18 protein-coding genes are annotated in these 18422 nt (G+C 57.6%); 14 read left to right on the forward strand and 4 right to left on the reverse strand.

Annotation, left to right across the window (positions count from 1 at the left end; genetic code table 11):
• Positions 1-5: 5 nt before the first annotated feature.
• The 7 genes from LG294_RS04600 (at position 6) to LG294_RS04630 (ending at position 6715) form a co-directional block, all read left to right on the forward strand.
• The gene (locus LG294_RS04600) at positions 6-827 is read left to right on the forward strand and encodes a GNAT family N-acetyltransferase (protein WP_404291641.1); all 822 of its coding nucleotides are present in this window, start codon (positions 6-8) and stop codon (positions 825-827) included.
• Between the two features lie 215 nt (positions 828-1042).
• Positions 1043-1729: a hypothetical protein gene (locus tag LG294_RS04605; RefSeq protein WP_404289953.1), complete on the forward strand. Its 687-nt coding sequence runs from the start codon at positions 1043-1045 to the stop codon at positions 1727-1729.
• A gap of 71 nt (positions 1730-1800) precedes the next feature.
• The gene (locus LG294_RS04610) at positions 1801-2535 is read left to right on the forward strand and encodes a hypothetical protein (RefSeq protein WP_404289955.1); all 735 of its coding nucleotides are present in this window, start codon (positions 1801-1803) and stop codon (positions 2533-2535) included.
• Between the two features lie 76 nt (positions 2536-2611).
• A complete protein-coding gene (locus LG294_RS04615) occupies positions 2612-3358 on the forward strand; it encodes a hypothetical protein (protein WP_404289957.1) in 747 nt (248 codons plus the stop codon).
• A gap of 58 nt (positions 3359-3416) precedes the next feature.
• Positions 3417-3890: a hypothetical protein gene (locus LG294_RS04620; protein ID WP_404289959.1), complete on the forward strand. Its 474-nt coding sequence runs from the start codon at positions 3417-3419 to the stop codon at positions 3888-3890.
• 182 nt (positions 3891-4072) lie between these two features.
• Positions 4073-5860, forward strand: coding sequence for a proline--tRNA ligase (locus LG294_RS04625; protein WP_404289961.1), 1788 nt, complete (start codon positions 4073-4075; stop codon positions 5858-5860).
• A 48-nt stretch (positions 5861-5908) separates the two neighbouring features.
• A complete protein-coding gene (locus LG294_RS04630) occupies positions 5909-6715 on the forward strand; it encodes a TSUP family transporter (RefSeq protein ID WP_404289963.1) in 807 nt (268 codons plus the stop codon).
• Between the two features lie 484 nt (positions 6716-7199).
• Here the strand turns inward: LG294_RS04630 and LG294_RS04635 are convergent, their stop codons facing one another.
• The 3 genes from LG294_RS04635 to LG294_RS04645 form a co-directional block, all read right to left on the reverse strand.
• Positions 7200-7847, reverse strand: coding sequence for a response regulator (locus LG294_RS04635; protein WP_404289965.1), 648 nt, complete (start codon positions 7845-7847; stop codon positions 7200-7202).
• Between the two features lie 97 nt (positions 7848-7944).
• Positions 7945-9264: a sensor histidine kinase gene (locus LG294_RS04640; RefSeq protein ID WP_404289967.1), complete on the reverse strand. Its 1320-nt coding sequence runs from the start codon at positions 9262-9264 to the stop codon at positions 7945-7947.
• Positions 9265-9534: 270 nt separating this feature from the next.
• Complete coding sequence (locus tag LG294_RS04645) at positions 9535-10476, reverse strand: hypothetical protein (protein WP_404289969.1); 942 nt, start codon at positions 10474-10476, stop codon at positions 9535-9537.
• A 284-nt stretch (positions 10477-10760) separates the two neighbouring features.
• Here LG294_RS04645 and rimP point away from each other — a divergent pair, with 284 nt between their 5' ends.
• The 5 genes from rimP to rbfA all read left to right on the forward strand — a co-directional run bounded on the left by rimP (position 10761) and on the right by rbfA (position 16533).
• Complete coding sequence (rimP, locus tag LG294_RS04650; protein ID WP_404289971.1) at positions 10761-11327, forward strand: ribosome maturation factor RimP; 567 nt, start codon at positions 10761-10763, stop codon at positions 11325-11327.
• Positions 11328-11329: 2 nt separating this feature from the next.
• Positions 11330-12313 carry a transcription termination factor NusA gene (gene nusA, locus LG294_RS04655; RefSeq protein WP_404289973.1) on the forward strand — a complete coding sequence of 328 codons (984 nt, stop codon included), beginning with the start codon at positions 11330-11332 and terminating at the stop codon, positions 12311-12313.
• Positions 12314-12485: 172 nt separating this feature from the next.
• Complete coding sequence (locus LG294_RS04660; protein ID WP_404289975.1) at positions 12486-12806, forward strand: YlxR family protein; 321 nt, start codon at positions 12486-12488, stop codon at positions 12804-12806.
• Positions 12807-12974: 168 nt separating this feature from the next.
• Positions 12975-16004 (forward strand): translation initiation factor IF-2, encoded by a 3030-nt coding sequence (gene infB / locus LG294_RS04665; protein WP_404289977.1) that lies wholly within the window; start codon positions 12975-12977, stop codon positions 16002-16004.
• A 94-nt stretch (positions 16005-16098) separates the two neighbouring features.
• The gene (rbfA, locus tag LG294_RS04670; RefSeq protein ID WP_404289979.1) at positions 16099-16533 is read left to right on the forward strand and encodes a 30S ribosome-binding factor RbfA; all 435 of its coding nucleotides are present in this window, start codon (positions 16099-16101) and stop codon (positions 16531-16533) included.
• Positions 16534-16643: 110 nt separating this feature from the next.
• Here the strand turns inward: rbfA and LG294_RS04675 are convergent, their stop codons facing one another.
• Positions 16644-17084, reverse strand: coding sequence for a hypothetical protein (locus LG294_RS04675; RefSeq protein ID WP_404289981.1), 441 nt, complete (start codon positions 17082-17084; stop codon positions 16644-16646).
• A gap of 255 nt (positions 17085-17339) precedes the next feature.
• Between LG294_RS04675 and LG294_RS04680 the strand changes: the two genes are divergently transcribed.
• Together LG294_RS04680 and LG294_RS04685 are read left to right on the forward strand one after the other, a co-directional pair.
• Positions 17340-17786, forward strand: a complete 447-nt coding sequence (locus LG294_RS04680) for a YdeI/OmpD-associated family protein (RefSeq protein ID WP_404289982.1) — start codon at positions 17340-17342, stop codon at positions 17784-17786.
• 96 nt (positions 17787-17882) lie between these two features.
• The gene (locus LG294_RS04685) at positions 17883-18371 is read left to right on the forward strand and encodes a GNAT family N-acetyltransferase (protein ID WP_404289984.1); all 489 of its coding nucleotides are present in this window, start codon (positions 17883-17885) and stop codon (positions 18369-18371) included.
• The last annotated feature ends 51 nt before the right edge of the window (positions 18372-18422 follow it).

Below are 18422 nucleotides of genomic sequence, written 5' to 3' on the forward strand. Positions count from 1 at the left end.
GGGAAGTGCGAGTCTTGGGTCGCAGGGATACTGCGGCCCTACTGGCGTTGCTGGAACAAGACCCCGTCGCTAATATCTTTACTCGGTCACAGCTCGCGCTGCACCGTTCCGCTGTTCCAGATGGTTTTGCCCATCTGCTCGGAATCAACGGTGAAGACGGGCTGGAATCAGCATGTTGGGTGGGCGCAAATATTGCGCCCACCGCCATGGACGCCGATCACGCTCGCGCCTATGCTCAGCAGGCGCTGGAGACACGTCAACGTTTCGCTTCGGTTTTTGGACCCGCCGAGACGGTGCTGGCGATGAAAGAAGTCCTTGCAACTGGCCCGCAAGCATTCTTCGACATCCGCGAAAACCAACCGCTGATGACCATTGGGCACCGAGCGAACTTTGATCCGATAGAATCTCTCCGCGTGGCGACCTTGCAGGACTTTAACCTCGTCCTGCCTGCCAGTGCTGCAATGTTTGAAGAAGAGCTTGGATACTCACCTTTGGACAATGGGGGAGGGTTTTATCGAAGCCGCGTGCGCCAGTTGATTCGAGAGGGTCACACCGTGATCGATGTAGATGAATATGGTGAGATCATCTTTAAGGCAGACCTCGGAACCGTCACGACTTCGGTAGTGCAGATCCAAGGAGTTTGGATTAGCCCCCGTTTCCGCGGACGGGGACTTGCTGCCGGATATATGGCCGCCACGGTTGACTATGCGCTTCGGTTCGCGCCAATTGTGAGCCTGTACGTGAACAACTACAACGAGCCTGCCATCCGGTCCTATGAACGGGTTGGATTCGAGCAGACCGGAACGTTTGCGACGATACTTTTTTAGTATTGTCCGAGAATTTGACGCGCGAGACGTCGTCAAATGTTGGTTGTTGTTCGGGGCGCAACTCCTCATGTCTGGGGAGCGCCCCACGGGAAGTGACTAGAGATCCCACGCGATGGTCATGCACGGCGTAGTCTTGGCCTAAAGGTCATAATCCGCCGAGATGGGTGCGACGTCTTCTAGAATCGAGCACAGTAACTATCGTGACGGGAAATTCTGTGGCTCTTGCCAAATGCTCCAAAACTTACTTCGCCTCGGCACTTTGCCTTGCCGCGCTACTGCTTAGCGGTTGCAGCGCCCCGACTGAACCCGAAGAGGAGACGGCGGGAAGCGCGCTACAGATTAACGCCGTCGAGCTTGAGAAGCAGCTCAAGGAATTCGTCAAGGACGATTCCAAAGCGAATGTCATCGCGGATTCGCAACTGCGTAAAAGTATCCCCGAGGCGCAGGCCTGGATTGAGGGTTTGGAAGTCTCACCAAGTAAGTGCGGTGTTACCTTCGCCGCTCCTGTTACCGAACAGTTGGCCAAAGCGAAGATGGCTGTGGTGGAATTCGAGGATCGATATCTGACGGTTGCGGTCTATCCAGATGTGGAAGCGTTGCAGACCCAATGGGAGAGCGAAGCGAAGGCGAGCTCCGACTGTGCGCGATATTCGGTGACCATCGACGGGAAAACACTCGCATACCATTTGGCGAAACAACCAACGAAAACGAATGCAGAGTTCAATGACGCCTACGTGGTTACCAGCAGCGATGGTTCACACACGCAACAGCAACTCATGGTGCGCGCGGCGCGGGGCAATGTGATGGTCGGCTTCCAGCAACAAACGACTGCAGATCAAACTCAAGAGCAACTCAAACGTGCTTCGGAACGAATCGACGCGTTATTTGCCGAACTTGAGTAGATCCTCGAAACTTCGCTATTTCTGCATATCCAGCCTGGCCTAGCGCCACGGTGCATTCTAAGGATTGATCTATGACCAAGCGTTCCCTCTGGCTGCTACCGTTGGCCGCAACCCTGCTTCTCACTGGTTGCGCGGGAAACGACAATGCTGATCCAGCAACAGTCGAGTCGAGTCCCGCTCCGTCTCAGAAGCAAGAACAAGTAAGCGGGAAGACACTCACCGCGGATCAGGTCAAGGACGTGGTCACGAAACTTGTTGGTGCGGATTCCACGGCGCAGGTCTTGGACAACGAGGTGATGAAGCCTCAACTTGAACAGGCCAAGAACATGACAGGCAGCAATGGGATCAAGCCTGAGGAGTGCGCCCAGCAACAAGAAAAGTACACTGTCACGGACTTGACTGGCACGGTGGCGGCATCTGCAACGATTCAGGGCGACTCCACGGGCAAAGTGATTCAAGTATTTTCAATCACCGATGCACAGACTCGCAAAAACATTTCTGAGGCTCTGAAGCTGTCGGACATCGAAGGATGCGAATCCATAAGCGTGAGCGTCTCGGGTGAGGCTGTCAATACGGACCGTCAGATCTTGGACCTTGACTCGACCGCAGACCAGGCACTGACAATGGCTACCCAAATGAAGGTCGGGGCAGAGCAACACCTGAATTCGGTTGCGGTGCAGGCTCTCGATGGAAATAATTTCGTTCTAGTGACATTCTCCAGTGGAACCGTTGAAGCGCCCTTGCTTGCGGGAGAAGCTATGAAGCTGACCGACCAAGCTTTTGCCGAAATCAAATCGTTGCAATAATTGCACTGTGGTCTTTTATTTCTAACCAATATTCTAATACAGTGGAAGCGACACCACTCAATGTGAGGACAGAATCATGAAAAAACGTTCACTTTGGTTGCTTCCGTTGGCAGGCGCGCTGGCACTGACCGGTTGCTCAGACTCTGGTACTGACACTCCAGCAGCATCGGGTGAGGCACAGGCCTCGCAACCAGCGGCAGAACAAGTTCCAGCAGCGGAACCTTTGAGTGCCGCAAAGGTAAAGGAAATCGTAGAAAAGCTTGTTGCCGACGAATCTGGTGCGCAGATCATTGATGGTGCCGCGATCGCAGAGTCACTTCCACAGGCGAAGGAACTGATCAAGGGCATGAACATCGAGCCTGCTAAGTGCGCTGATCTGGTCGCTCAGCAGAGCTCATGGGATATTGAAGGCATTAACATGGCTGTTGCGACTGTCGCAGGTGAGGCGACTGGTGAATCAACCAGCTACAGCGTTGCTTCCTATGAAGACGATGCAAAGCTTGCCGAGATCAAGAAAACAGTCGAGGCCAAAGACATGCAGGGCTGTGACAGCTTCTCGATGGAAATGCAGGGCATGAAGCTTAACGCTTCAGCTGAAATGCTTGATGCTACTTCGGACGCGGAAATGACCACAGCAACGAAGACAAGCATCTCCATGGAAGGCACGGAGGTTCCGATGGGTAGCTATTCCGTGCAGGGTCTTGTTGGTCCAAACGCGGTGTCCATTTCCTATTCCGGTGCGGTAGAGGATGAACAGGCCAAAATTGACGAGCTCGTCAAGGAACTAAATGTCGCAGTTGCCGAGCTAGAGAAGGCTCAGTAAGGCGAGATTTTCACCATGCGCCGCCCGCTCCCATTCTGGAAGCGGGCGGCGTTACTGTATGCCAGCTCAATATATGCATTGTGCACTTGCGAATCTTCATCTTCGCGCGAGAGCATGGGGGATGGCCACAATTGCAGACATCCGAGAAATAGCAGCAGACCTGCCGCAGCTCGAGGAAGGCATTAGTGGCTATGGCACTGGAGCAAAGTGGTCGGTTCCACGCGGCATGGTCATTTGGCGACGACCTTTAGGGAAAACTGACACGAAAAGACTCGTTGATCAGGGTCTGCCTATCCCGCAAGGTGAAATCTATGCGCTGCGTACCGCATCGGAGACCACCAAGAAAGAGCTCATCGATGCCTTCGAAGATCTTTTCTTCGATATCCAGCATTTGACCGGAACTGACATTGTGCTATTTCATTTAGAACGCATCAAAGTTGATCAACTTCGTGAAGTGATCATCGAAGGGTGGTTGGCGAGAGTTTCGAGCAGGGCGGTCAACCTCCGGAGTGAAACCCACCCCGAGCAGTAGTTCTCATACTGCGGTGAGAATCACGGTAGTCTCCACAGCCTTAGGAATACTAGGGTTTTGCCTATAGAGGTTAGAATTGTGGAAGGCTATTTTCAGGCCAATTACACATCAGATTTTGCATAGCTGAGTCGACCTCCAGTGGCACACCATGGACCGGCGACTTACGGAAAAGGACGCCCCGCGTGGTTTTGAAGCTTTCCACCCTGTTCCTGCGCACCTTGCGCGAAGATCCGGTTGAAGCAGAAGTAGACAGCCATAAGCTGTTGGTTCGAGCTGGATACATTCGCCGTGCGGCTCCGGGCATTTATACCTGGCTGCCACTGGGCCTGAAGGTGCTTGCTCGCGTAGAAGCTATTGTTCGCGAAGAAATGAATGCTATTGGCGCTCAGGAAGTTCATTTCCCGGCGTTGTTGCCACGCGAGCCATACGAACAGACTGGTCGATGGACTGAATACGGCGAGGGTCTCTTCCGCCTGCAGGACCGCAAGGGTGCGGACTACCTGCTTGCTCCGACGCACGAAGAGATGTTCACCTTGCTGGTCAAGGACATGTACTCCTCGTACAAGGATCTTCCTGCCTACCTGTACCAGATCCAGAATAAATACCGCGACGAGGCACGCCCTCGCGCAGGTCTGCTGCGTGGTCGCGAATTCATCATGAAGGATTCGTACTCCTTCAACATTGATGACGAAGGACTCGACGAGGCCTACAACGCGCACCGCGGCGCCTACGTTCGTATTTTCGAGCGTTTGGGCCTTGAAGTTGTGCCAGTGTTCGCGCAGGCAGGCGCCATGGGAGGCTCGAAGTCCGAGGAATTCTTGCACCCAACCGCCATCGGTGAAGACACCTTTGTGCGTTCGCCAGGTGGTTACGCAGCCAACGTTGAGGCGGTGACAACCGTCGTTCCTGAAGCAATTGATTTCAGCAACGCGCCGGCTTTCGAAATCCTCGATACCCCAGACACTCCGACCATCGACACGCTGGTAGCCGTCGCCAATGAGCTGCGCCCTCGCGCAGAAGGCGAATGGTCGGCAGCCGACACCTTAAAGAACGTCGTCGTTGCGGTCATCGATCCCGAAGGGAATCGCCACTTGGTGGTCATCGGTGTTCCCGGGGACCGTCAGGTCGATATGAAGCGTGCGGAAGCGACCATCGGCATGGCCCTGGACATCAACGGTGAAGTGCTGGTTGAAGCGGCTACTTCCGCAGACCTCGCCAAGCACCCAGCGCTAATCACCGGCTATATTGGCCCGGGCAACGGACTGGACCAGCAAGTACTTGGCACCGAAGCCTCCAGCGGCGTCACCTACCTAGTTGACCCTCGTGTGGTTTCCGGCTCTAGCTGGATCACCGGTGCCAACGAAAAGGGCAAGCATGTCTTCGGTCTGGTAGCCGAACGTGACTTCTCCTTCGACGGCATCATTGAGTCGGTCAACGTGCGCGCAGGCGACCCAGCTCCGGATGGCTCCGGTCCGCTACGCGCCGAACGCGGTATCGAGATGGGGCATATCTTCCAGCTTGGACGTAAGTATGCGGCAGCTTTGGACTTGAAGGTACTGGACAAGAACGGCAAGCTGTCTGTGGTCACCATGGGTTCCTACGGTATTGGCGTTACCCGTGCGGTCGCGGCCCTCGCCGAGGCCTACCACGACGAGAAGGGCCTGGCCTGGCCAAAGCAGGTCGCCCCGGCCGATATCCACATTGTGGTGACCGGCAAGGGCGAAGAGCTGCTGGAAGCGGGCGAAAAGCTTGCCAAGGAATTTGAGGCCAAGGGCATGGAAGTTATCTTCGATGACCGTCCTAAGGTCTCTGCTGGAGTGAAGTTCTCCGACGCCGAGCTGATCGGCGTGCCAACTATTGTTGTAGTGGGCCGAGGACTAAGCGACGGGGTGGTTGAGGTTAAGGACCGTGCCACCGGTGAGCGTCGCGACGTTGCCGTTATCGACGTGGTGGAAGAGCTAACCGCGTAACCCGCCGGGATCTTTTCAAAACGAATAAATGAATAGAGGTGCAGCGCGGTGCCGGAGATTCTCTCCTTATTGTCACTTGATGGTCTTGAATTCAACTGGACGTCGCTGATCCTGCTTTTACTGGCAGGGTTTGCGGCTGGTTGGATTGATGCGGTCGTCGGTGGCGGTGGATTGATCCAGTTGCCCGCGCTGCTTCTCTTTCCCGGAATGAGCCCAGTACAGGCCCTGGCCACGAATAAGCTAGGTTCCATTTTTGGCACGGCTACCAGTGCGGTTACCTACTACAGGCGGACCAGCCCAGACCTGAAGACGGCGATCACTATGGCGCTGATGGCAATGGTAGGTGCTTTTGGTGGTGCAGCCATTGCGACGCTTCTTCCCGGAGAAGCCATCCAGCCAATCATTATCGCTGCGTTGGTGGCGGTGCTGGCCTTCACAATTTTCAAACCCAAAGCCGGAGAGCTGAGCAAGTTACGCTATCGAGGCAGCGGCCACTACCTTCGGGCAGTATTAATCGGCCTGATTATCGGCGGCTATGACGGCATGATTGGTCCGGGTACCGGATCATTCCTGATCATCGCAATGGTTACGGTGCTGGGGTACAACTTCTTGCAGTCCTCGGCTAAAGCGAAAATCGTCAACCTTGCCACGAACTTTGGTGCTTTGGTGTTGTTCATACCGGCCGGACACGTGGTCTTCGGGTTAGGTCTGGCCATGGGACTGATGAATATGGCCGGAGGCTATCTCGGTGCCCGCATGGCGATTTCCAAGGGTAGCAAATTCATCCGAATCATCTTCGTGATCGTTGTGTGTGCACTGATCATCAAACTCGGTTCCGATATGATCTTTGCCTAGCGGGACAACTACTTCTCGGGGCTGACGACATGTCTAGAAGCCAGGATGGCTAAAACTTCTCCTTGCCGAACCCGGACACTGGGATATCCCGCTGGCTAACTACTCAACGCTAGTGATTTGTGGAGATTTTCTTTGCTCGTTAACCACGAATTGTCGGTTCGCTTGCATAGCGAACCGACAATACCTGGAGGCAATGTCCCCATATTGCCTTACCTAGAATCATCATCGAACTGCCTCGACCCATCCCCATAGGCCGGGTGCGTTGAGAAGGGAAAAGTTTTTGGATTTGCCCCAAGAACCTTCCCCTTCAACGCAGATCCCCAAAGAGGCTGATCGTCATCTAGGACGTCATACGGTGGTAACAACCGCTCCCACGTCGCCATATCCTCCCCACGGTAGGGGGATTGCTATGGCGTTATGTAAAGGATCTCAAATTGGGGTTCTACCGTCGTCATACCTGGATGGTATCTTTCTCGGGAAACTCTCAGTTTTGTCCCGGAACCTTGTCATCGGGACGGCTGAAGCCTGAACGGTAAGCCAAGGACACAGCCGAGGCTCGGTCACGAGATCCAGTCTTGAATAGAATTCGCGCAACGTGAGTTTTGACCGTTGCCTCGCTGAGCACCAGCAGATCCCTGATCTCCTGATTCGACATGCCCGCTGCAACCAGTCGGAGCACTTCTTGTTCTCTCGGAGTCAATAACTTCGCGATATCAGGGAGGATACTGGCGTTCATGTGCAGGCGTTGCACTAACCTGGTGGCAGCCGTCGCATCCAGCCAAGTTTCGCCCGCCGCTACTCGCCGAATGGCGGCCGAGATCTCATTGGGCAAAGCATGTTTCAGCAGGTATCCGCTGGCTCCGGCTTGGAGGGCTTTGACCACGACCTCCTCATCGTCAAATGTCGTCATGATCAGTACTCGGACCAGCCGGTCCTGGTTCGTGCGAGTTTCTCGTACGAGCTGCCTGGTAGCTTCAACCCCGTCGATGCCGGGCATGCGGACATCCATGAGCACTACGTCGGGGGTGAATTTATCGGCTAGTTCAAGTGCTTGTGACCCCGAACCTGCCTCTCCGATTACCGCAAGATCGGGCTCAGCGGAAAGCAGCATAGAGATGCCAGCTCGGACCATTGGCTGATCATCAACTATGAGGATTCGAGTTCTGGCACTTGAATTCGGGCCTTGGACCGCGGGATCTGGGTCTGCACTCAACGCGTAAACGCTCCGCTCACGAATCTTCAGATGGACTGTTACGACCCGAGGTCAGTTCGGTTCGCACGGGCAAAACCGCCTTGACGAGGAATCCGCTTTCGGTGGGGCCGCTGACTAGCGTTCCTCCGCAGATCGTGACGCGTTCACGCAAACCTAGCAGTCCAAAGCCGCCCGAGAGCCCAGATTTTTCGGTGATTCCGGAGAGCGAACGAATGGATACAGTCACCGTATTGGTATTCCAGTGGGTTTCGACGTAGGCCTTCGCTCCTTGCCCGGCATGGCGCATCACATTTGACAGGCTCTCTTGTACGACACGATAAGCAGCGTGCCCGACGCTTGGATCAAGTGGGCGCTCGGCGCCGGAAGTGGACATGTGGATTTCGACGCCCGAAGTTCTCGCTGCCTCGATAAGCTCGACAAAGTCCGAGATGCCCCGAGGCGGAGAGTCCGGAGCATCCACGTCACTGCGCAGGAGGCCTAGCATCCGGTGCAGTTCGCGGATGCTCTGCTCGGCGGTCTCTTGCACATCTGCGAGGGCCGCATCCAAATCAATCTCGCGCGACTTCGAGCGTTGTACCGCTCGCAATCCGGCGGTTTGCAAGACGATGGCCGTGAGTGAGTGCGCCACGGAGTCGTGCAAGTCCCGGCTAATGCGTAGTCGCTCCATCGCGGTGGCCTCCTCGCGGGCGCTGAGCGCCCAAACACGTTCGGTGCGCAATGTGTGCTCGTAGCGAGCCAAAGCTACGCCAGAAGCCCAAACGGCGACGACAATCAGCGTCACAACGCAGATGCTGTAGAGCACCGTAGAGAAGTTTTCGAGGATTTGCAGTTTCACCGATGCAAAGGAGACTGTCAGAATCGGAATTACCGCTCCAAACAAGGCCACGAAGGCTTGGCGTCGTGTTAGCTGGCGTGCCATGTAAAAAATGGCGATGAGGAATCCGACCATCATGGTCGGCGCCCCGGGAATAAATAGGCAACCGGCGCTCAGCAAAATCATCGTCAAGTACCCAGGGACTGGCGAGCGTGTATTGAGCAGTGTCGCATACCCCAGAGCGGCAACCAAGATGATTGCCCAGATCGGGATGTGGCTAGTAAAACCTCCAGGGTTTCTCGCTGACCAGACAAACATCTCGAAGCTAAATCCGGCGGTAGCAACTAACAGGCGATGGAAAAAGATATTGTTCGGCAACAAGGTGGTTGTCCGGCGCTCACTGGTGGCGCCGCCCGTGGAATGCGCCCGTTCTTGGTCTGTCCCAGAAATTCCCGCGGAATTGCGCTGCAAAGAACCTTCGGAGTTTTTACCGGCAAAACCTGGACCGCGGGGAACATTCATTTGACGTCTCCCTAGAGCTCTGTTGCTCTGGCGAGATTTCTCCGCGACTGTGTTTCGGTCCACGAGTCATTGACAATCAGCCGTGGGCGGATTGTCAACGACTCGCTGCCGAAAATGCCACTGCGGGAAACTAGCACTGGGAGCTCCTCAGAATCTGTGCGATTAAATGTATCTTGTCACACACAGGGATGCTGGCACATCATGCTGAGAAGGTACGTTTGGGTCGCTGAGTCGTGTAGCCCCAGCCATGCGAGTAATACGTGGCCGTAATTACTCGCCGGCGTTCAGCAGCTCTGGGTCTAGTCCACGCTGGCGCTGCTCAAGCAGGATCTGCCAAGTAAGCTCGGCTAGGGTGTCTTGCGCGCTGTCCGTCGCGGCACCCGAGGCGAGAGCTAACGCTTGAACGAAATCGTCCTCGGCTTCGGCAGCAAGTGACCCAAGGTCATTCAGGCCGTCCTCCGGCAAAACATAAGCCGGCTGGCGTAGATCCGCGCAATCCTCGGGCAATACCGAACGCACCTTGCGCAGCTCCGCATTTAAGGTTGTGCGGCGTCCCTCGATTTTTGCTGCGTCCGCGTTGGATCCGCGAGCAGCCTGCAATTGCAAGGTGTAATCCAATGCGTAGCCGCGGTCCAGCGCTCGGGCCAGCCGCACATCATCACGTAACGCTGGATCGGTAATCGCAGTTTCTGGGTTTAGTAGCGTTGCTTCCCTGAGGCAACCCACCGTTTCACCTTCGGCGTGGCTCTCCCCGGCGATGAGCGGTACGGGTAGCTGATCCACCAATTCCTGTTTGGCGACGGTGCGAAGGGCGCTACGCGCCTCAAGATTTGTTTGGAAGGCCAGCTGCGTCAAGACAGGTGCCAGCGACGCTTGTTCTTCGGGAACGACCGGCAATTGAGTGCTCAGCTCGGCGACTTGCCCGGCCAGTTTGGAAACTGCCTCGGGGCTAAAGCTCTGCTCCAAAGGCACCGTTGGCTGGTCCTCGAAGCTCAATTGGCCAACCAGCATCGAACCATGGTTCAGGGTGGAGCTCAATTCGCTCAGGGCGTCTGCGCTGTCCTTGTCCGCCAGTGCGGCCAGAGTCCCGGCCTGGGAAGCGAGCTGCGCTAAGGTCGAGCCGTACTGCCACAGCTGTTGCTGTTCTTGGGAGCTGCCGCGGATTTCCTCCGGCAGCCCACGTTCTTCCAAAGCTCCACGAAAGATGGTCATACCCACACCCCAGGTGAGGCCCGCACATAAAACTCCGGCCATTAGCGGTGCTATCCAGCCCGGTGCGCGCCTGACTTTCGCAGTGCTACGGGTGGGTGGCGGCGTCGGGTTCTCAGTCATGGCGATTCGATCATGCCATGAAGTACCGGGCTAAGTCCGGTTCAAACGCGCTAATTCCGCGAATTGCGCGTGAGTTCTTTCACCTGTGACCAATAAGCAGTTCTCATCTTGGGTGCGTGCATATACCCTTAAAGGACAACATCGAATAACGTGGGAGGATATCCATGACCGCTAAGCCGGCCGATACCGAACAAGAGGCACAACGGTTGACGACCGTGCTGGAGAAGGAAGTGGAATCCCACGGGCTGGTGCTGGAAGAAGTCTCTGTCCGCGCTTCGGGAAAGCAGATGATCGTACAGGTCATCGTCGACAAGGCTGACGGCACCCAATCGGTGATTTTGGACGAACTTGGTGAAGTAACTACCACCATTTCTAATGCCTTAGATCAGGACGCCAAGTATGCGTCAGTAGATCCATATGAACTCGAAGTAAGCTCCCCAGGTCTTTCGCGCCCATTGACGCTGAACCGTCACTGGATCCGTGCGAAGAACCGGATGGTGAAGTTCAATCTCGCCGATGGCACCAAGCTGCGTGGCCGCCTGACCGAGGTCGCAGACACCGAGGTAGTCATTTCTGTACACCACGAGCCTGCCAAGAAGGGCATGAAGATCAAGGTTGATGAACCGAAGACCTTCGCCCTAGAAGACATTCGCAAGGCAGTCGTCGACCCGGAAATCAATTTCGACGACGCGCTATTTGAAAATATTGATATCGAAGATTTGGAGGGCTAGGCATGGACATAGATCTCGATGCGCTACGCATCCTGGAAAAAGAGCGGGACATCCCGATGGAGGTGCTGCTCCCTACCATCGAGTCGGCACTGCTGCTGGCCTACAACAAGACCGACGGCGCAATGCCCGGCGCTCGCGCTCATATCGAGCCAAGCAACGGACATGTGGCCATCCTCGTCGAAGACCGTGATTCCGCCGGCGTACTGCTCGGCGAATTCGATGACACCCCACACGGCTTTGGCCGCATTGCGGCGTCCACTGCACGCCAGGTGATCATGCAGCGTCTGCGCGAGGCTGAAGATGCAGTGGTTGTAGGGGAGTACTCCTCCCGCGTAGGCACGCTGATCTCAGGTGTCATCCAGCAGGGCCACTCCTCGCATATGGTCCAGGTGAATATAGGCGAGGTTGAGGCACTGCTTCCACCTCCCGAGCAGGTTCCAGGCGAGCGCTACACCCACGGCAGCCGACTGCGTTCCTACGTGGTCTCCGCTGAGCGCGGTACCAAGGGCCCAGCGATCACCCTGTCGCGTTCGCACCCGAACCTGGTTCGCCTGCTGTTCGAAATGGAAGTTCCAGAGATCGCAGACGGCACCGTCGTGGTTGAGGCGCTGGCCCGCGAAGCAGGTCACCGCACCAAGCTCGCAGTGCACGCCACCCAGGCCGGAGTGAACGCCAAGGGCGCTTGCATCGGTGAGATGGGCACCCGCGTGCGTGCGGTGATGAATGAGTTGAACGACGAGAAGATCGATATCGTTGATTACAACGAGGATCCGGCGAAGTTCATCGCTGCGGCGTTGTCCCCTTCGAAGGTCATCTCTGTTGAGATCCTCGACGAAGACGAGCGCCGTGCTCGCGTGGTCGTACCGGACAGCCAGCTGTCCTTGGCTATCGGCAAGGAGGGTCAGAACGCGCGTCTGGCCGCCAAGCTGACCGGGTGGCGCATTGACATCATTGCCGCTTCCGGAGGCAAGGAACCTCAGTTCTAAATGTGAGCAATTCCGGATCCCGGCGAACGGGAGCTGGAAAGTAGATTTGCCTAGCACGTTTTTTGACCTTGGCGTACCTGTGATCTGGATCTCACGCGTATGTCGAGGTCTAAACGCGCTAGACTAGTAGTTGGCTCGTTGACAAGTTGTGGAAGGTGAGGATGGCGCTCGCATGAAACTGCATCAGCAACGTACGTGCATTGGCTGTCGAACCATCACATCTCAAGATGAGCTACTCCGTTGGGTATTGAACCAGGACTCACCGCTGCGCGGTGTGCATCTGGATCTTTCGGGCGCCGCCTCAGGGCGGGGTGCCTGGACCCATGGAACCGAAAAGTGTGTGCGGCATGCTGTGCGACGCAAGGCGTTTTCCCGGGCTTTTAGAAGCTCGGTTGATGATTCCTTCGTGGCACAGCAGTTCGCCGCATACGAAGATCAGTCGGCAACGGGCCGGCTATCTGGCAATCATGATGAAAGCGGGTCAGAAATCTGATGGCAACCCGATGAGTCCGCTAAGTTGAGCGCACAACGATGAACAATCGGTTTTGCGTGATCCACCGTGCGGCGGAAGAATTTCACGAATTACAACGCTGATCAGCCAGAACACCCAAGTCTTATTGAACCCGGGGGTTCTAGCCGATCGCATCGACACAGGAGAGATGTGGCTAAACCCCGCGTTCACGAGCTCGCTAAAGAGCTCGGAATTACTTCAAAAGAAGCACTAACTAAGTTGCAGGACATGGGCGAATTCGTTCGTTCCGCTTCCTCAACCGTTGAACCTCCGGTAGCGCGCAAACTGCGCGACGCCTTCCCAGGTTCGGCAGCCCCAGCAAAGCCAGCAGGCGCGACCCCAGCACCACGTGCCGGCGGCCCAAAGCCAGGCGCTAAGCCTGCGGCCAAGCCAGCTGCTGCCTCGGCAACTCCAGCAGCTAAGGCTCCGGAAGCACCGGCAGCGCCAGCGGCTAAGTCGCCAGCGGCTCCAGCTGCTCCAGCGGCCCCGGCAGCTAAGGCTCCGTCGGCAGATGCTCCAGCAGCGACGGCTCCCGCGGCAGACGCCCCGGCAGCTCCGGCCCCGGGCGGTCCTCGCCCAGGTCCAAAGCCAGCACCAAAGCCAGCTGGCACCCCACGCCCAGGCAACAGCCCATTCTCCTCGCAGCAGGGAATGCGCGGCGCAGATGAGCGTCGCGGTTCCCGCGATGGCGGTCAGAACCGTGCACCACGCCCACAGGGCGCCGGAGCCGGAGCAGGCGCCGGTGGCCCACGTCCAGGCGGTCCACGTCCGGGCAACTCGCCATTCTCCGCACAGCAGGGAATGCGCGGCGAAGGCGGCCAGGGCGGTCCACGTCCAGCAGGCCGAGGCCCACGCCCACAGGGTGCAGGCGGCCAGGGCACTGGCGGCCCACGCCCACCACGTGATGGTGGCGCACCAGGTCGCGGTCCACGCCCAGCAGGTGCCGGCGGACAGCGTCCAGCCGGTCAGGGCGGTCCACGCCCAGCAGGTGCCGGAACCGGTGCACCACGTCCGGCCGGTGCCGGCGCGGGAGGCCCCCGTCCAGGTGCTGCAAGCGCCGCCGGTGGCGCAACCCCACGTATGATGCCTAACCGTACCGATCGTCCGGCTCCAGCAGCCGGCGGTCGTCCGGGTGCTGGTGGTCGCGGTCGTCCAGGTGGCGGCGGCGGTCCAGGTGGCGCTCCGGGTGCAGGTGCCGGTGCAGGTGGCGGCGGATTCCGTCCGGGCGCTCCACGCGGCCGTGGCGGCGTTGGCGGTGCTTTCGGCAAGGGAGGCGCCGGACGCGGCAAGCAGCGCAAGTCCAAGCGCGCCAAGCGCCAGGAATTGGAGCAGATGAGTGCTCCGAGCCTCGGTGGCGTCAACGTTCCACGCGGCAACGGAGCTACCGAGATCCGTATGCGCCGTGGCGCGTCGATCACCGACTTCGCAGACAAGATCGGTGCCAACCCGGCAGCACTTGTCACCGTGCTCTTCCACTTGGGAGAAATGGCTACCGCCACCCAGTCGCTGGACGAGGCTACCTTCGAGGTCCTCGGCGCAGAGCTGGGCTACAAGGTCGCAGTTGTCTCCCCAGAGGATGAAGACAAGGAACTGCTCGAAGGCTTCGGTCTGGATCTGGATGCTGAACTTGAGGCTGAAGGCGAAGACGAGCTCGAAGAGCGCGCTCCGGTCATCACCATCATGGGCCACGTTGACCACGGTAAGACCCGACTGCTGGATGCAATCCGCAAGTCGAACGTTATCGAGGGCGAGCATGGCGGCATCACCCAGCACATCGGTGCCTACCAGATCAACCACGAGCACGAGGGCCGCGACCGCGCGATGACCTTCATCGATACTCCGGGCCACGAGGCGTTCACCGCCATGCGTGCCCGTGGTGCCGAGGTCACCGACGTTGCAGTGCTGGTTGTCGCAGCGGATGACGGCGTTATGCCGCAGACCGTTGAGGCGCTGAACCACGCACAGGCTGCTGGCGTGCCGATCATCGTTGCAGTCAACAAGATCGATAAGCCAGATGCCAACCCTGACAAGGTCAAGGGCCAGCTGACCGAATACGGTCTGGTTCCCGAAGAATACGGTGGCGACACCATGTTCATCCACGTCTCGGCGCTGCAGCGCGATGGTATCGACGAATTGCTCGATGCCGTGCTGCTGACCAGTGACGTGCTGGAACTGCAGGCAAACCCTGACAAGTCTGCCCGCGGTGTGGCCATCGAAGCGAACCTGGATAAGGGTCGCGGTTCGGTTGTCACCGTGCTGGTTCAGTCCGGTACCTTGGCAGTTGGCGACACCATGGTTGTGGGCACCGCCCACGGCCGCGTGCGTGCAATGTTCAACGAAAACGGCGAGAACCTCGACGTGGCTTTGCCGTCGCGTCCGGTTCAGGTCTTGGGCATGTCTTCGGTGCCACGCGCCGGCGACGGCTTCCTGATCACCGAAGATGAGCGCACCGCCCGCCAGATCGCTGACAAGCGCGAAACCGCAGAGCGCAACGCCATGCTGGCCAAGCGCCGCAAGCGCATCACCCTGGAAGACTTCGACCAGGCTGTGGCAGATGGCAAGATCGATACGCTGAACCTGATCCTCAAGGGCGATGCCTCCGGTGCTGTCGAAGCACTGGAAGACTCGCTGATGAAGATCGACGTGGGCGACGACGTACAGCTGCGCGTGATCCACCGCGGCGTGGGTGCAATCACCCAGAACGACGTCAACCTGGCAACCGTTGATAACGCCATCATCATTGGCTTCAACGTGCGTCCGGCAGAGCGCGTGGCAGACCTGGCCGATAAGGAAGGCGTTGACATGCGCTTCTACTCGGTCATCTACTCCGCAATCGATGACATCGAAGCAGCGCTGACCGGCATGCTGAAGCCAGAGTTCGAGGAAGTTGCCCTGGGCAGCGCCGAGATCCGCATGGTCTTCCGCTCTTCGAAGTTCGGCAACATCGCAGGTTCCATCATCCGCTCCGGCACCATCAAGCGAAACACCAAGGCACGCCTGGTTCGCGATGGCAAGGTAGTGGGCGACAACCTGAACATCGATTCGCTGCGCCGCGAAAAGGACGACGTCACCGAGGTCCGCGAGGGCTTCGAGTGTGGTATCGGACTTGGCTCGTTCAACGACGTCAAGGAAGGCGACATCATCGAGACCTTCGAGATGCGCGAAAAGCCACGAGCTTAATCCTTAGATGAGCAACGGCGTGGGCGCGCACCGGTAAACTAACCGGTGAGCGCCCACGCTCCTCACTTTCACGACAATTTTTTAGGAGAGATCCATGGCTGATTCAGCCCGTGCGGCCCGTTTGGCCAAGCGCGTACAGGTCCTCATGGCCCAGTCGCTGCGCACCGTCATCAAAGATGAGCGCATCGACAATGTGACCGTGACCGACGCGCGGGTCACCAACGACCTGCAGCACGCCACCGTGTACTACACGGTCTTCGGCGAGGGTGAGATCAAAGCGGAAATCGCCGAGATGCTCGCCAAGCGCACCGGTGCGCTGCGCAAGGAACTGGGGCGCAACCTGACCATTCGTTTGACCCCCACTCTGGTCTTCGTGGCAGACGAGATTCCAGAGAGCGCCTCGCTTCTGAATGAACTGCTGGCCAAGGCCAAGGAAAAAGATGCTGAGGTCGCTTCGCTGCGCGAGGGCAAGACCCACGCCGGCGACGCCGATCCGTACAAGAAGGACGACGAGGACGAAGAGGCCTAAGCCTGCTCAGACTCTGCGCTTCCGCGAATCGGGAGCGAGTGAAAACCCCAGTGGTGCCGAACAATTGTTCGTGCACCACTGGGGTTTTTGCGTGCAGAAAAGCGCGGGAGCTAGGGAGCACCGGGCGTATCGCGCGGTGCTCTCGCTGTGAGCCGATTGATCAGCGGGGTGCAGAGCAAATAGACTGCCACGCTGATCGCGGCGCTCGCTAGTGCCAGTGGGTAGGTGCTCATGACCAAGTAGTAGCAGCCCACGATCACCACGAAGCTCAGCAAGGATTCCAAGGTATTGCTGGCAGCTTTGCTGGCGCCAGAGAATAGCAGTCGCACCAGGCGGTCGGTGAGTTCGCCCGCCGCGAGCAGCACGAGGGTAAAGGCGATGACGAGGACTGGAACCCATGGCCAGAGCCCCGCTTTCAACTCTCCGAGTTGCGGGAGCCAGAGCGGGGTGAGGAAACCGATGATAAAAGGAAGTCCTGCCATGAGCGCGCAAGTGGCCAGATAAAGGATGAAGAACAGCAGTTCAAGGGGATTCGGTTTTTGATCTGGCAAGTTGTCCTTTGGGTGGATTGCAACTCATGACGAGCGATGGCTCCGCGAGGTATTCATGTCGGTGAGTGTGCTGTCCATGATGCCACATGAAGATTCAAGGATTATGAAGATTACCGATTCGTGTGCGTTCAGCACTGCAATTGGTCGGCATGCCAGTGGCACCGCTTCGCAACCCATGAGAATTGATGGTGGTCAGAGCGAAGATACTGGACTACCGTGGAGATTATCGACTTGCCTGAAACTAAGGAGCAGCTCATGCCGGAATTCACAACCACCTTGATGGCCTCAACCGGAAATAATGTGGGCATTGTTGTTCCAGACGAAATCGTTCGTGGATTCAATCATGGCAAACGAGTACCGGTGACGGTGACGATCGATGGGGACTATTCCTACCGCAATACGATCTCATCCATGGGCGGACAGTTTTTGATCTCTTTCAATTCCGAAACGCGCCAAGCCACCGGTCGGGGCGCGGGGGACGAAGTTACCGTGAAACTGGAACTCGACGAAGCGCCGCGAATCATTGAAGTCCCAGAGGACCTTGCAGTGAAGTTATCTCTGGAGCCGGCCTTGGCCGATGCCTGGAACAATCTTTCTTATAGCAAGCAACGCGGACATGTTGAGCCAATTATCTCGGCGAAAGGCGACGATACCCGTGCTCGCCGAGTCGAGAAGGTCATCAAGACCTTGCGCGTCGAGTAATCCTGGTGCCTCTGATTCGCTGTGCCAGATGACCGCGGCAGATGGGCCGGGTTAGCTATCCGCCCGATGGCCTGTATGGGGCGAAGGAGTCGACAAATGGGACAGCCAAAGACCGTTGGGGTTCAAGACATGCAGGTGCGCACAGCACGTGCGCAGGATGCGGCAGGCATAGCCCGGCTATGTGTTGACAATGGGCGAGACCCCTGGCCAGCAGAGGCGATCCTAAGCACCGCGGACAAGCTTGTAGTGGTGGCGGTCGCCGGAGCCCAGCTTGTCGGCATCGCCAAGACCCATTGGCACGAAGATGCCCACGGCATTGCACCGGCAGGCCATTATCTCGGCGGGGTCATAGTTGATTCAAGCTGGCGGCGATATGGAATTGGCCAGGCCCTCACCTCGGCGCGTCTGGCATGGATCGCTGCGCGGAGCCAGCGTGCTTACTACTTCACTAACAAACGAAACGACTCCTCACTGCGCCTGCATGCGAAATTCGGATTCGTGCAGATCGCTGCCAGCGAAGAGATTCGTACGGTGCGCGCCGATGATGGAGATTCGAAGCTAGTGCTCTTCGAAGCGATCCTCTGAAATGGCAATCGGCGCCTGCTGGCTCCGGTGAGAAGCCTGCAGACGCCGTCT

It is taken from the genome of Glutamicibacter arilaitensis (assembly GCF_044793945.1).
GTDB classification, from domain to species: domain Bacteria; phylum Actinomycetota; class Actinomycetes; order Actinomycetales; family Micrococcaceae; genus Glutamicibacter; species Glutamicibacter arilaitensis_B.

What these genes read in the sequence shown, in the direction of transcription:
- LG294_RS04640 (WP_404289967.1), bottom strand. Translation starts at nt 9,264, where the DNA reads ATGAATGTTCCCCGCGGTCCAGGTTTTGCCGGTAAAAACTCCGAAGGT.
- LG294_RS04615 (WP_404289957.1), top strand. Translation starts at nt 2,612, where the DNA reads ATGAAAAAACGTTCACTTTGGTTGCTTCCGTTGGCAGGCGCGCTGGCA.
- LG294_RS04645 (WP_404289969.1), bottom strand. Translation starts at nt 10,476, where the DNA reads ATGACCATCTTTCGTGGAGCTTTGGAAGAACGTGGGCTGCCGGAGGAA.
- LG294_RS04610 (WP_404289955.1), top strand. Translation starts at nt 1,801, where the DNA reads ATGACCAAGCGTTCCCTCTGGCTGCTACCGTTGGCCGCAACCCTGCTT.
- rbfA (WP_404289979.1), top strand. Translation starts at nt 16,099, where the DNA reads ATGGCTGATTCAGCCCGTGCGGCCCGTTTGGCCAAGCGCGTACAGGTC.
- LG294_RS04685 (WP_404289984.1), top strand. Translation starts at nt 17,883, where the DNA reads ATGGGACAGCCAAAGACCGTTGGGGTTCAAGACATGCAGGTGCGCACA.
- LG294_RS04620 (WP_404289959.1), top strand. Translation starts at nt 3,417, where the DNA reads ATGCCAGCTCAATATATGCATTGTGCACTTGCGAATCTTCATCTTCGC.
- LG294_RS04660 (WP_404289975.1), top strand. Translation starts at nt 12,486, where the DNA reads ATGAAACTGCATCAGCAACGTACGTGCATTGGCTGTCGAACCATCACA.
- nusA (WP_404289973.1), top strand. Translation starts at nt 11,330, where the DNA reads ATGGACATAGATCTCGATGCGCTACGCATCCTGGAAAAAGAGCGGGAC.
- LG294_RS04635 (WP_404289965.1), bottom strand. Translation starts at nt 7,847, where the DNA reads ATGGTCCGAGCTGGCATCTCTATGCTGCTTTCCGCTGAGCCCGATCTT.
- LG294_RS04680 (WP_404289982.1), top strand. Translation starts at nt 17,340, where the DNA reads ATGCCGGAATTCACAACCACCTTGATGGCCTCAACCGGAAATAATGTG.
- rimP (WP_404289971.1), top strand. Translation starts at nt 10,761, where the DNA reads ATGACCGCTAAGCCGGCCGATACCGAACAAGAGGCACAACGGTTGACG.